The 12,932-nt window shown below is 68.5% G+C and carries 13 protein-coding genes; 10 read left to right on the top strand and 3 right to left on the bottom strand.

Going from position 1 to position 12,932, the window contains the following annotated elements; genetic code table 11:
- The first annotated feature begins 287 nt into the window (after positions 1-287).
- Entirely contained in the window at positions 288-500 is a 213-nt protein-coding gene (locus SSMG_RS12120; protein WP_009076071.1) for a hypothetical protein, read from the top strand.
- A 696-nt stretch (positions 501-1,196) separates the two neighbouring features.
- Here SSMG_RS12120 and SSMG_RS12125 read toward each other — a convergent pair.
- Positions 1,197-2,381 carry an amidohydrolase family protein gene (locus tag SSMG_RS12125; protein ID WP_009076075.1) on the bottom strand — a complete coding sequence of 395 codons (1,185 nt, stop codon included), beginning with the start codon at positions 2,379-2,381 and terminating at the stop codon, positions 1,197-1,199.
- Positions 2,382-2,625: 244 nt separating this feature from the next.
- Between SSMG_RS12125 and SSMG_RS12130 the strand changes: the two genes are divergently transcribed.
- The 8 genes from SSMG_RS12130 to SSMG_RS12165 all read left to right on the top strand — a co-directional run bounded on the left by SSMG_RS12130 (position 2,626) and on the right by SSMG_RS12165 (position 9,288).
- The gene (locus tag SSMG_RS12130; protein ID WP_009076076.1) at positions 2,626-3,285 is read left to right on the top strand and encodes a GntR family transcriptional regulator; all 660 of its coding nucleotides are present in this window, start codon (positions 2,626-2,628) and stop codon (positions 3,283-3,285) included.
- Positions 3,282-4,094: a carbon-nitrogen family hydrolase gene (locus SSMG_RS12135; RefSeq protein ID WP_009076080.1), complete on the top strand. Its 813-nt coding sequence runs from the start codon at positions 3,282-3,284 to the stop codon at positions 4,092-4,094. The genes SSMG_RS12130 and SSMG_RS12135 overlap by 4 nt, the downstream gene beginning before the upstream one ends.
- Positions 4,091-4,750, top strand: coding sequence for a DUF2848 family protein (locus tag SSMG_RS12140; RefSeq protein WP_037713434.1), 660 nt, complete (start codon positions 4,091-4,093; stop codon positions 4,748-4,750). The genes SSMG_RS12135 and SSMG_RS12140 overlap by 4 nt, the downstream gene beginning before the upstream one ends.
- Positions 4,750-6,210 (top strand): 4-hydroxyphenylacetate 3-hydroxylase family protein, encoded by a 1,461-nt coding sequence (locus SSMG_RS12145; RefSeq protein WP_009076084.1) that lies wholly within the window; start codon positions 4,750-4,752, stop codon positions 6,208-6,210. The genes SSMG_RS12140 and SSMG_RS12145 overlap by 1 nt, the downstream gene beginning before the upstream one ends.
- Positions 6,207-6,551: a cupin domain-containing protein gene (locus SSMG_RS12150; RefSeq protein ID WP_009076086.1), complete on the top strand. Its 345-nt coding sequence runs from the start codon at positions 6,207-6,209 to the stop codon at positions 6,549-6,551. The genes SSMG_RS12145 and SSMG_RS12150 overlap by 4 nt, the downstream gene beginning before the upstream one ends.
- Positions 6,552-6,575: 24 nt before the next feature.
- Entirely contained in the window at positions 6,576-7,094 is a 519-nt protein-coding gene (locus SSMG_RS12155) for a flavin reductase family protein (protein ID WP_009076088.1), read from the top strand.
- A 108-nt stretch (positions 7,095-7,202) separates the two neighbouring features.
- Complete coding sequence (locus tag SSMG_RS12160; protein WP_009076090.1) at positions 7,203-8,543, top strand: MFS transporter; 1,341 nt, start codon at positions 7,203-7,205, stop codon at positions 8,541-8,543.
- Positions 8,527-9,288, top strand: coding sequence for a cysteine hydrolase family protein (locus SSMG_RS12165; protein WP_199785885.1), 762 nt, complete (start codon positions 8,527-8,529; stop codon positions 9,286-9,288). The genes SSMG_RS12160 and SSMG_RS12165 overlap by 17 nt, the downstream gene beginning before the upstream one ends.
- Here SSMG_RS12165 and SSMG_RS12170 read toward each other — a convergent pair.
- Both SSMG_RS12170 and SSMG_RS12175 read right to left on the bottom strand, forming a co-directional pair.
- Positions 9,254-10,234: a biotin-dependent carboxyltransferase family protein gene (locus SSMG_RS12170; RefSeq protein WP_009076095.1), complete on the bottom strand. Its 981-nt coding sequence runs from the start codon at positions 10,232-10,234 to the stop codon at positions 9,254-9,256. The two genes, SSMG_RS12165 and SSMG_RS12170, sit on opposite strands and share 35 nt — an antisense overlap.
- On the bottom strand, positions 10,231-11,184 hold the full coding sequence (locus SSMG_RS12175; RefSeq protein ID WP_009076097.1) for an allophanate hydrolase subunit 1: 954 nt from the start codon (positions 11,182-11,184) through the stop codon (positions 10,231-10,233). Before SSMG_RS12175 ends, SSMG_RS12170 begins: the two co-directional genes overlap by 4 nt.
- 199 nt (positions 11,185-11,383) lie before the next feature.
- Here SSMG_RS12175 and SSMG_RS12180 point away from each other — a divergent pair.
- A partial coding sequence (locus tag SSMG_RS12180) for a PucR family transcriptional regulator (protein ID WP_158688009.1) occupies positions 11,384-12,932 on the top strand: 1,549 nt, incomplete at its 3' end.

Raw genomic sequence — 12,932 nt, forward strand, 5'->3', positions numbered from 1 at the left:
TCGCCCGGTGCGTCCGGGCATGTTGGGGGGAGGGCGGCCGTCAGGCGGCCGGGTTGTCGGCTGTTCTCGTGCCGTGTCAGCACGTCGCGCGAGAAGCTTGAACCACCGATGTCCGGTGTTGGGGTGTTCGTCTGTTTGAGCACGCTTGGTGCGTCCAGGCGGGTTGAAGGCGGGCGCGGCCTGAACCTGCGCCAGCATCGCGATCTCCAGGCCCGTCGCGTCACCGCGGCGACCCGGGCCGGTGCGTCCCCGAGCGCCCGGCCGCGCCCGATGCCATCCTGGGAGGCATGACCCACTACGCACTGACCCAGTCCGTGGCGATCGCGACCGACCTCGAGGCCAAGGGATTCCTCGGCACGGTCGGCAAAATCGCCGCCGCCACCATCATTTTCTTCATCGCGATCGGCCTGATCGTCGGGCTCATCCTCGGCTATTTCATCGGCCGCTCGGTCGGCCGGCGCCAGGGCAGCGGAGCTGACCGGGTTAACCCGCCCGCCTGAAACGGGCCAGAACCTCGCGCGCGCCTTCACCGGCACCCGCGCGGGTTCTTGTTTGCCCGGAAATTCACCCAGGCGAGGGGTCGCACCCAGGATCTCGCTCGGCCGTCGGACAGCCCGAGGTCCGGTGGCTCGTGGCCGCCTCGTCGGCCCGCGGGATCCGTTGCGCCACACGTGCCGGAGCGACAGGGTGCCGTCGGTGACCAGCACGAGATCCGCGCGGGGGCCGGGTCCGGCCGTGGTCGGGCGATGCGCGGTGGCGGGCCAGAGGTCGCGGCGGGCAAGGCTTGTGTCGGGGGTGAAGCCCGCCGTCGTCCGGCCCGATCGGGTTACCTGGCCCGGGATCCGTTGCGCCACACGTGCCGGAGCGACAGGGTGCCGTCGGTGACCAGCACGAGATCCGCGCGGGGGCCGGGTCCGGCCGTGGTCGGGTAATGCGCGGTGGCGGGCCAGAGGTCGCGGCTGGCAGGGCTTGTGTCGGGGGTGAAGCCCGCCGTCGTCCGGCCCGATCGGGTTACCTGGCCTGGGATCCGTTGCGCCACACGTGCCGGAGCGACAGGGTGCCGTCGGTGACCAGCACGAGATCCGCGCGGGGGCCGGGTCCGGCCGTGGTCGGGCGATGCGCGGTGGCGGGCCAGAGGTCGCGGCTGGCAGGGCTTGTGTCGGGGGTGAAGCCCGCCGTCGTCCGGCCCGATCGGGTTACCTGGCCTGGGATCCGTTGCGCCACACCTGCCGGATCGAAAGGGTGTCGCCGATGCTGACCGTCGGGTCGCCGGTGACCAGCACGAGATCCGCGCGCAGGCCCGGCTTGATCCGGCCGCGGTCGGGCAACCCGAAGCGGCGCGCCGGGACGGACGTCGCGGCCCGCAAGGCTTCCGTCGGGGTGAAGCCCGCCGTCGTCAGGAGGCGGAGTTCGTCGTGCAGGCTGGCTCCATGGGCCATCCCCGGCGCGCCGAGGTGCGCCGCGTCCGTGCCTGCCAGGATGTCGACTCCGGCATTCTTCAGCGCGGACAACGTTTCGAACGCGTAGCCGAAGTGCTCGCGAGGGCTGGTGGCCATCGCGCCGGACAAGTTCTCCCGCCATTCCTGGGTGAGTCGAGAATGGACGCGCCGGTCTTCGGCGAGTCGGCGGCCGGCGGGCTCGCCGGTGATCGACGCGATCACCGTCAGGGTGGGGATGACGAACGTGCCCGCGGCGGCGATCTTTCCGATCAGCTCCGCGGGGTGCGGCCGATCGAAGAAGAGATGAGTCAGGCCGTCCACCCCAGCGTCGACGACCTGTTCGGCAGTCTCGGCGGTCATCGCGTGCGCTAGCACCATCTTCCCGCGCCGGTGGCTTTCGCGAACCGTCGCGGCGACCAGTTCGGGAGCGAGCCGGGGCAGGGTGTCGCTGCCGAACAGCCGACCGTCCTCCACCAGGACTTTCAGGTAATCAGCCCCCTCGGCGATCCTGGCCTCGACAAAGGCCGCGATGTCCTCCGGACGGGTAGCAGTCGGCCACGGCGGATCGCCTTCGTTCTTGCGCAGCTGATGCGGATGCCCGCCCTCGGGAGTGAGTCCGATCGACGCAGAGCGCACGTCGGCGAAGTCATTCGAGGCGGCGACCTTGCGGCGCAACGGAATCATCTGTTGCGGCATCGAGAGCATGTCGAATTCGGTGGTGACGCCGAACGTCAACGCTTGCCGCAGCGACTCCTCGTCGGTGTGCGTGTGCGCGTCGATGAGGCCGGGCAGCAGGGTCGCCCCGGATCCGTCGACGAGGTCGGCTCCCTCGGGGCGGCCGCCGATGCTGGCGATTTTCCCGTCGGCGACCTCGACGTCCACGATTCCGAGCGAGTTCTCGCCGTCGAAGACGCGGGCGCCGGTGATGACGAAGTGGTTCAACGGAGGGGCTCCTGACCGGTCGTGCGGTGGCGACCCCGGAACCGTAAGCGGCGGTGATCAAGGTGCCAAGAAGGCACTTTTCGGCCAGCTGGTGAGGCTCAGGTGACCAGGTCTCACCCCGAGCGCGAAGGCGAGTTTTCGGGGAGAGCGGGGATCGATCGGCGCGACAAGAGCGGAGCGCACCCGTTCAACCTCGGCAAACGCCTCTTGCCCGCCTGCCATGCGTGATGTATACATCTTGTCCATGAGCAGTGTACGACAGGCTGGGCGGGCCGGGTCCGCGCAGGACGTCACCTATCGGTTCCTCAAGCAGCGCATCGCCGAGCTGCCCCGCGACGGCGGGACGTTCCTCACCGAATCGGAGGTCGCCGAGGCGGCGGGGACGTCCCGGACGCCGGTGCGGGAGGCCCTGCTGCGGCTCGAGGCCGAGGGGTTCCTCGAGATCGTGCCGAAGAAGGGCGCGTTCGTGCCGCCGATCTCCGACGCGGAGGTGCGGGCGGTGATGGAGGCGCGCGAGCTGGTCGAGGACTGGTGCGTCCGCAAGCTCGCCGAGCGCGTCGACGAGGCGTTTCTCGGCGAGCTGGACGACCTCCTCGCGAAGCAGCGCGAGGTGGTGGACGAGCCGGTGCGGTTCATCGAGTTCGACCGCGCCTTCCATCGGGCGATCGTGCGGCGCGCGGGCAATCCGGTGCTGGCCGAGTTCTACGAATCGTTGCGGGAGCGGCAGGTCCGGATGGGGCTGCGCGCGGTCGCGGGCAGCGAGACCCGGGCGGAAACGGTGCTGTCCGAGCACGCGGCGATTGTCGAAGCGCTGCGCGGCGGCGAACCGGCCGCGGCCGGGGAGGCGCTGGCGAAGCATCTCTCCAGCACGATGACGGCGTTGCGGGTCGGGGAGCGGCTGTGAAGGTCGCGTTGGTCCAGCTGGCCAGCCCGCCGGACGAGACCGCCGCGGACCGCCGGGTGCGGGCCGGGCAGTTGGTGGAGTCCGCGCGCGGGGCCGAACTCGTCGTGCTGCCGGAATTGTGGGCGGCCGGGTATTTCTCGTTCGACGCGTATCCGGACGAAGCGGAATCGCTGGACGGGCCGACGGTCGCGGCGGGGCGGGAGTGGGCGCGAAGCCTTGGTGCGTACGTGCATTTGGGCAGCCTGGTCGAGAAAGACGCGGCCGGGCGGTTGTTCAATACCGCGGTGCTGCTCGCGCCGGACGGCACGATCGCGCATACCTATCGCAAGGTGCACGTCTTCGGATACGCCTCGCGCGAGGCGGAATTGCTCACGCCGGGCGAAAAGCTCAGCGTCGCGGAAACGGAACTCGGGCCGATCGGGGCCACGACCTGTTACGACCTCAGGTTTCCCGAATTGTGGCGCGGGCTGGTGGATCGCGGCGCGAAGACGGTCGTGGTCCCGGCCGCTTGGCCCGCGGCGCGGCGCGAGCACTGGCGGATGTTCACCTCGTGCCGTGCGGTGGAAGAGCAGGTCCTGGTGCTCGCGGTCAACGCGGCGGGCGCTCAGCACGGCGGCGTCGAACTGGCGGGCACCAGCCGGATCGTCGATCCGTGGGGAACCGTGCTGGCCGAGGCGGGCGCGGGCGAGGAAGTGCTGCGCTGCGAGGTAGACCAATCCATTGTGGACACGGTGCGGGCGGAATTCCCGGTGCTGGCCGATCGGCGGTGGCCGGTGTCCACAGCAGACTTGACGGGAGCGGGAGTATGAGCACGATTGCCCTGCACGTCGCGGGAACCGGGGAGGAACTGGCGTTCACTCCGGCGCGGCTGGTGGTGGCCGGGTACACCGGGAGCGACGAGGTCGCGGTCGAGGAGCACATCGCCGAACTGGCGGCGATCGGCGTGCCGAGGCCGGAAACGGTGCCCGCGTTTTATCGCCTGGACCCGGAACTGCTGACGACCGAGCCGGTGGTCGGGGTCAGCGCGCCGGGGACGTCCGGCGAGGTCGAGCCGGTGCTGATCCGGCACCAGGGGCGGTATTTCCTGGGCGTCGGGTCCGACCACACCGACCGCGATCTCGAGCGGGACGGGGTGGCACTGTCCAAAGCGGCCTGTCCGAAGCCGCTCGGGGAAGTGGTCGCCGAAATCGGGACCGAAGTGTCCATTCCGGACTGGGACCACGTCGTCGCGGATTCCAGTGTGGACGGATGCCCGTATCAGAAGGGGGAGCTGGCCGCGCTGCGGCATCCGGCGGATCTGCTGGACCGGCTCGGCCCGGTCGAAGGCGATTTCGCGCTGTACTGCGGCACTTTGCCGCTGCTCGGCGGCGAATTCACCTATGGCGCGTACTGGCGCGTCCACCTGGAACTGCCCGGCGGCCCGACCCTGACCCACGCGTACGAAACGAAACAGAGGAGCGAGTGATGCGCAGCGGAGCCGACTATCTGGCCGCACTCAAGGGCCCCCGGCGGATCTACCTCGACGGCGCGCCGGTCGAGGACGTCGCCCACCACCCGGCGTTCGCGCCGATCGCGAAGACCATCGCGGAACTGTTCGACCTCGCGGCCGACCCGGAGTCCGGCATCTCGGTCACCGACCCGGCGACCGGGTCCACGGTGAACCGCCTGTTCACGCCGCCGCGCAGCCGGGAAGACCTGAAGGCGTACCGCGAAGCGGCGACCGCCTGGGCGCGGCACACGCACGGCTGGGTAGGCCGCAGCCCGGACCACGTCGGCGCGTTCGTCGCGGCGTTTTCCGCGCATCCCGAGGCGTTTTCGCAAGGAGAGCGGGACTTTTCCGCCAACATCGCCGCGTACCACAAGCGCGTGCTGGAGGAGAATTTGTACGTCTCCTACGCGATCATCCCGCCGCAGGTCTCGAGGGCGACCACCGCGCACGCCTGGGAAGGCGACCTGATCCAGGCGGGTGTCGCGGAGGAGCGCGAGGACGGCATCGTGATCCGCGGCGCGCAGATGCTCGCGACCGGCGGCGCGGTGGCCGACGAGATCTTCGTTTCCTGCATCAAACCACTCGGGCCGGAGGACGCCGATTTCGCGCTCGGCTTCGCGGTTCCCGTTGACGCAGAAGGACTTAAGCTCTACTGCCGCCGTCCGTACGCCCCTGCCGCCACGAGTGAATACGACTACCCGCTCACCTCGCGTTATGACGAAACCGACGCGCTGGTGGTCTTCGACGACGTCTTCATTCCGTGGGACCGCGTGTTCGTTTACCGCGACGTCGCGGGATTGCGGCGGCAGTTCTTCGACACCGGCGCGCACGTGTTCGGCAACTGGCAGGCGCAGATCCGGTTCATGGTGAAGACGCAGTTCATCGCCGGGCTCGCCCGCAAGGTCGCCGCGGTCAACGGGGTCGACAAATTCCCCGGCGTGGTGGAAAAACTCGGCGAGCTGGCGAGCCTCGCGTCCATTGTGGAATCGGCGGTGCTGGCGGCGGAATACACCGCGGAGCCGGACGAGAACGGCATGTGGCGGCCCGGCTCGCGCGCGGTGTACGGCGCGATGGGCCTGCAGGCCGAGCTGTACCCGCGGCTGCTGGCGATCCTGCGCGACCTGGTCGGCGGCGGGGTCCTGCAGGTGCCCTCCAGCGTCGCGGACCTGACGAACCCGGAGACCCGGGCGGATATCGACAAATACATTTACAGCCCGTCCGCGCCCGCCGAGGAGCGGGTGAAGCTGTTCAAGCTGGCCTGGGACGTCGTCGGCAGCGAGTTCGCCGGACGCCACCACCAGTACGAGATGTTCTACGCCGGCGCGCCGTTCGTGGTGAAGGGCTACGCCTTCCGCAATTACGGCTTCGACGGCGCGCTCAGCGACATCGACGCTTTCCTTTCCAGCTACGACCTCGACGGAGCGATCACCCGATGAGCAAACCGGAACACGAATTCTTCCCGGTGACCGACGTAGCCTTCACGGTGTGCCCGGGCGACGACCCGAAGATCACCGAACGGATTCTCGCCAAGGACCCGGAAAGCGGCGTGGCGACGCGGATCCTGCGGTACGAACCGGGCGCCGATTCGACGCCGATGGGCGTGCAGAAACACGATTTCTGGGAGGAGGTCTACATTCTCGAGGGCTCGTTCACCGACCTCACGCTCGGCCGGACGTTCACCGCGGGGATGTACGCCTGCCGGCCGCCGGGCATGCCGCACGGCCCGTGGCGGACCGACGAGGGGGTCGTCACGTTCGAGGTCCGCTACCCCGCCTGAGCCCCCCTTCGCAAGGAGAACGCCATGATCACTTCCTCGGCCGAGGTCGACCCGATGACGATGCGCCGCACGATGGGGCGTTTCGCCACCGGCGTCGCGGTGGTCACCACCCGGGCGGCGGGGGTGCCGCACGGGATGACCGTCAACTCGCTGACGTCGGTTTCGCTCGACCCGCCGCTGCTGCTCGTGTGCCTGACTATCGGCGCGCGCAGCACCGACGCGGTGGTCGAGGCGGGCCGGTTCGCGGTCAACATCCTGTCCGCGCGGCAGAAACAGCTCGCGCTGCGCTTCGCCCGCCGCGGCGAGGACCACTTCGCCGGGCTGGAGGTGACCGAGGGCAGGCATCAGGTGCCGGTGATCCCGGACGCCTTCGCGCACCTCGAATGCGACGTCGAACGCCATCTGGTCGCCGGTGACCACGTGGTCGTGTTCGGACAGGTGCGCAGCGTGTGCGAGCGCGACGGCGAACCGCTGGCGTTCCACGGGGGAAGGTTCGCGGACCTGGCCGACCGGGCCAACGAGCCCGTGCACTGGTTCTTCTGAGGCAGTTCCCAGGGGGGAGCACGCCTCGGTGGCTGCGCCAACAGCCACCGAGGCTTCCGGCATCAGCACTTCATCCGCGTCACGGACCCTCCGACCACAGGAGCCGAAATGGCCGATACCTCTCGCGAACGTAACAGAAAACGCCCGCACACGCGGCTGGGGGTGGTGGCGGCGTCGAGTCTCGCCGGCACCGCCGTCGAATGGTACGACTTCTTTCTGTACGGCACCGCGTCCACTTTGGTCTTCAACAAACTGTACTTCCCGTCGCACGACCCGCTGGTCGGCACGGTTCTCGCCTTCGCCACCTACGCGGTCGGTTTCCTCGCCCGGCCGCTGGGCGCGGTTGTGCTCGGCCACCTCGGCGACCGCAAGGGACGGCGCTCGACGCTCATCGCGAGCCTGTTGTTGATGGGCGCTTCGACCTTTTTGATCGCTCTGCTGCCCACTTACGAGGCGGTCGGCGTGCTGGCACCGCTGCTGCTGGTCGTTTGCCGTCTGGTGCAAGGCTTTGCGCTCGGCGGCGAGTGGGGCGGCGCAGTACTGCTGGTGTCCGAGCACGGCGGCAGCGCGCGTCGGGCGTTCTGGTCTTCGTGGCCGAATGTCGGACCGCCGCTGGGCAACTTGCTCGCCGCCGGGGTGCTGGCGGTTCTCGGTGGGGTGCTGCCGTCGGCGCAGTTCCTGTCCTGGGGCTGGCGGATCGCGTTCGGGTTGTCCGCGGTGCTGGTTTTGATCGGATTGTGGTTGCGGCTTTATGTCGCGGAGACGCCGTTGTTCAAGGACGCGCCGAAGCCGGAGGGACTGCCTGCCGGTGTGGTGGTCCGCAAGCATTGGCGCAGTGTGCTGCTCGCCGCGGCCACGCGTTTCGGCGAGAATGCCGGGTTCTATCTGTTCTCGTTGTTCGTGATCACTTATGTCACGACGGTGCTCAAAATGGACAGTTCGGTCGGGTTGACGGCAGTGCTGGTCGGACAGGCGTGCGCGGTGGTGACGATTCCGCTGTTCGCCCTGCTGGCCGACCGGATCGGACGACGGCCGATTTACGTGGTGGCCTCGGTGGCGACGATCGGGTGGGCGTTCGTGTTCTTCGCGCTGGTCGACACGCGCAGTCCCGGATTGATCATGCTCGCGGTAGCCGGCGGGTTGCTGATCTTCGCCGCGTACAGCTCGGTGATCGGAGCGTTCTTCGCGGAGTTGTTCCCGACCGAGGTGCGGTATTCCGGGGTTTCGCTGGCGTACAACCTGGCATCGGTACTGGCTGGTTCGCTCGCGCCGATCATCGCGATCGGGTTGTACGCGAAGTTCGGCACCGGGTACGCCATCGGGGCTTATCTGGCGGTGATGGGCTTGATTTCGCTCGTGGCGTCGCTGATCGCGAAGGAGACGAAGTCGGTCGATCTCGGTTCGGTGGCTGGGAAAGCGGAGGAGGAAGCCCGTGCGCGCGTTGAATGAGTATCTGGCCGCGTACGGCCGTCGCGAGGAGGACCTGCTCGACGGCGAACGCGAGCAGATCGCTGCCGCCGACGCGGACTACGATACGGACAAGCACTGGGCGTTCGAGATCAAGCCCGAAGAATGCGCACTGATCGTGGTGGACCTCCAGGAGGATTTCGTCCGCCCGGACGGGCCGATGCGGGTTCCGGAGGCGTACCGGCAGTTGCCGAGGGTGCGAACCCTGATCGAGGCGTGCCGGGACGCTGGGGTTCCGGTGCTGTACACCGAACACACGATCGCCCCCGACGTCGCGCACGATTTCTCTGCCTTCTGGCCGCCGATCGCGAACGGCGCCATCGCGGAGGGGACGCCGGGAGCGAAGCTGTACCACGGGCTGAAACCGCGCGACGACGAGCGCATCATTTCCGCGAAGCATACGTACGACTCCTTCGCGGGCACCGATCTCGACTACGCGTTGCGGTGTCAGGGAGTCCGCACGCTGATCGTATGCGGCACGCTTACCAACTTCTGCTGCGAATCCACTGCTCGAACCGGATATTTCCTCGGTTACCACATCGTGTTCGGTTCGGATGTCAACGCGACTGACAACGCCGAAGCGCACCGAGCCACCCTCCGCACCATTCGGCGCGGGTTCGGCCGAGTAATGGATCACCAAGCGATCATCGCCGCCCTCAACGAAGGCGACTCCCTGCACCGCGAAGCGAAACTCAACACAACGCCCGGACATCCAGCAACTGATTGACATGCGCACTGAGCGCCGCAGCCTGGTCCAGGTCGATTTCCCGGAACGTCACCGTATCCCGTCCCGGCCGGAGTTGGCCGACTTTCCACAGCGAGGCCGACGCGACCGTGGCGATCACCGCGAATCCGCCGGAGGTATTGCTGTCCGGGCCCAGCACGGTGAGCACGTCGCCGTAGGCCAGGATGCCGCCCGGCGGGTAGCTGGAGTCCAGGATGTTCGACGGGTGCCCGCCCGCCACGTCGCCGGAGGGGCGGGCCCAGCGGAAGCGGTGCGGGTTGAACCGGATGCCCACCCGGTCCGAACTCAGGTCGCAACGCCACGAAGCAGCCAGGAAATCGGCGAAGTCCTCCGCGGTCAGGAAGTCCGGGTCGGCGTGCGGGCCGCGGAGGATTTCGATTTCCCAGGCGGTCGGGTAGGCCGGGCGCAGGGAAACCGGGAGGCGGCGGGGGCGGGAAGGAGCGGCGGGGAAGGTGTCCAGGATGTCCGCGCGTTCCAGGGCCCGGCCGTCGAGACCGCCGATTCCGGCGAGGAGGAACGTCGAGCGGGAACCGAATACTTCCGGCACCGCGATGCCGCCGGACAATGCCAAATACAAGCGGTGGCCGGGCCCGCGCAGGACTTCGCAGGCCAGGACGTCGCCGGTTTCCACGGGTACCGATTCCCATTGCGGGACAGGGGATCCGTTGAGGGTGACGGTGGTTTCCGGTCCGGTGACGGCGATCCGGCCGGGCGCGAGGACGCCTGCCTGGAAGCGGCCCAGCGGGATTTCCAGGGCGGCCGCGCCGGGGCGGTTGCCGACCAGGAGGTTCGCCAGCCGGAAGGCGAACGAATCGACCGGGCCGGACGAAAAGAAACCCAATGACTGCCTGCCGCGTCGGCCCGGGTAGTCCTGCACGGTCGTCTGCAGACCGGGTTCGAGCACTTCCAACGCGGCGGTTTGCGTCACGGGATTTTCACCAGTTCCTGAGCGGCGACGCGGTCCGCGCGTCGCTTGGCCGCCTCGGCTTCGATCGCGGGATCGGCTTGGACGGCGAGGTGGTCGGCGACCGCGTAGCGGCCGGGTTCGATGTCGTAATCGTAGCGGCCCTCGAAAACCTGCCTGCGCAGTTCGATCAGTACCGCCTCTTCCACGCGGTAGAACGAGATCCGGTCGCCGGGGTGGATCAGGATCGGGTCCGCGCGGTGCGCGCGCGGACGGCGGACGAGGTCGCAGATCGGCAGCGTCCGGCCGAAAAGCTGGTACGAACCCGGGGATTCGATCGGGTGGATCACGAGGCACGGGCCGCCGAACGCGACGGCGCCCTCCGGAGTCCAGGAACGCGCCGGATTGTACTTCGGCGCGACCAGTTCGGAGCGCGGGTCGAGGGGGAGCAGCGACGGCAGGCCGGGGTAGAAACCGGTGAACGCGTTCCACCACTCGGATTCCAGGATCCGCGAGTACAGCGCTTCCCGGTTCGGCAGGCCGTTCGAGCGCACGAGGTAGTCGACGTTGTTGCCGTCGACGACGTTCGGCGCGTCCGGGCGAGTGGTGATCTGGTAACGCTCCACGGCTTCGCGCGACGTCGAATCGTCGAACGCGATCGGGAGTTTCACCCGGCGGCTCGGCAGCACGAGCGAGCCGGGCTCGGGGATTTCGCGGTGCAGCCGGTCCATCGCGGCGATCACGTCGTCGTGCTGGATCGTTTCCGGGTCGTAGTGCACGAGCAGCGACCGCAGTCCGGGCGCGACTTCCAGCACGCCGCGCACCGGGTTTTCCTCCAGCCGGCGGGCCGAGGCGTGCGCGAAGAAGTTGAGCCCGAGGTCGACCGGCAGCGGCGGCCCGTACTCGACGAGCAGCGCGCGATCGCCCGCGGTCCGGTACGTGACGTCCGGCCGGGCCGGGGCAGCTGCGGGCATCGAGATCTCTTTCCGTTGTGCCGCCGGACATCCGCGGGCGAGGAGGTCCGATGAGGACGGTTTCTACCCACCAGCACCGGGTTTTGTCCAGAACGTTGGTTCGTCCGGGTGGCGATCGCCGGGCAGCTCGGCAGACCGCCGGTTACACTTCCGGCCGCCCGATCCGTCCCCGGGAGACACCATGCCGCTTACGGTCCAGATGCTGCTCGAACGCGGCGAACACGGTCTCGAACTCGCCGCCGAAGGCTCGCCCGGAGCACTCGAGAAAGCAGTCACGTGGGCGTTGATCAGCGAGCTGCCGGATCCTTCGCCGTACCTCGAGGGCGGCGAGCTCGTGCTGACCACCGGGTCCCGGCTCGCACTGGGGGCAGCGGCCAGCCGGGAGTATGTCGACCGGCTCGTGGCCGGCGGTGCGGTGGCGCTGGGGTTCGGGGCCAGTTCGTTTTATCAGAACGTGCCGCGGCCGCTGGTCGAGGCCGCTGACGAGGCGGGATTGCCGGTGCTGGCGGTGCCTGCGACGACGCGGTTCGCGGCGTTGAGTCGCTTGGTGGCCGGGCATCTGTCCGACGAGCGGCAGCGGGAGCTGAACTTCGCGGTTTCGGCGCAGCGGGATTTGACGCGGGCCTCGTTGTCGCCGTACTCGGCTCGGGCGATTGCGGAGCGGCTGGCGAAGGCGGTGCGGGGGTGGACGTTGCTGCTGGACGCCGCCGGTGGGTATCGGGCGGGGGTGCCCGCCGCGCGGATGCATCTGGCGCGGGTGCGGATCGAGTTGCCTCGGCTGCGGGACCGGGCCAACTCGGCGAGTCTCAGCATGACGATCGCGGGGGAGTCGGTAGTGGTGCTCCCGCTGGCGGTGCGGGGGCGGGTGCAGGGGTTTCTGGTGGTCGGACGGTCTACGCCGCTTACTACTGCTGAGCAGGCGATTGTCACCACCGCGGTGTCGTTGTTGTGCGCTGAGTTGCATAGTGCGCGAGGGGTGCTGGACAGCGAGCGGCAGCATCGGCTGGCGGTGTTCAAGGCCGCGGTGGCTGGGGATGTGGGGCTGGCTACCGCGATTGGGGAGGCGTTGGATACCGACTTTCCGGAGGGGGATCTTCGGGTCGCGATTCTGGGGGTGCCTTCGGGGCATGAGCGGGAGTTGCTTGAGCACGCCGAGGGGGACCACGGGTTGCGGAGTCTTCGGGCGCTGGTCGCCGAATGGGAGCGGGGGCGGGTGGTGGTGTTGATGCCGCCGGCGGAGGGGGATACGCGGACCTTGGAAGCGTTGTTGCGGCGGATTCCGTTGGCTCGGGGGGCGGTTAGCGATCCGACTCCGCCTGGGGAGTTGGCTGCGGCTTGGGAGCAGGTTCGGTCGGTTTTTACCAGTTCGCCTGGGGGCGCTGGGGTGTTGACCTGTGCTGGGGATGTGGCTGCCAGCGGTTTGATGCGGTTTCTTGACAACGACGAGGTGCGGGGGTGGGCCCGGGCGTTGCTGGAGCCGGTTACGGACAAGACCGGGGCGGCGAAGATCGATTTGCGGCATACGTTGCGGACGTTTTTGGCGCATAACGGGCAGTCGGATGCTTCGGCTAATGCGTTGGGGATTCATCGGCATACGTTGCGGTATCGGATGGGGAAGGTGGCCGAGGCGTTGGGGAGGGAGGTGGATGATCCGGCTGTTCGGGCTGAGTTGTGGATCGCTTTGCAGTTGGATGATGAGTGTGTGACGGGCGGGCGGCTCGTCGCCTGGCGGCGACATTGCGCCGGAG

The organism is Streptomyces sp. AA4 (assembly GCF_000158875.1).
Taxonomy (GTDB): domain Bacteria; phylum Actinomycetota; class Actinomycetes; order Mycobacteriales; family Pseudonocardiaceae; genus Amycolatopsis.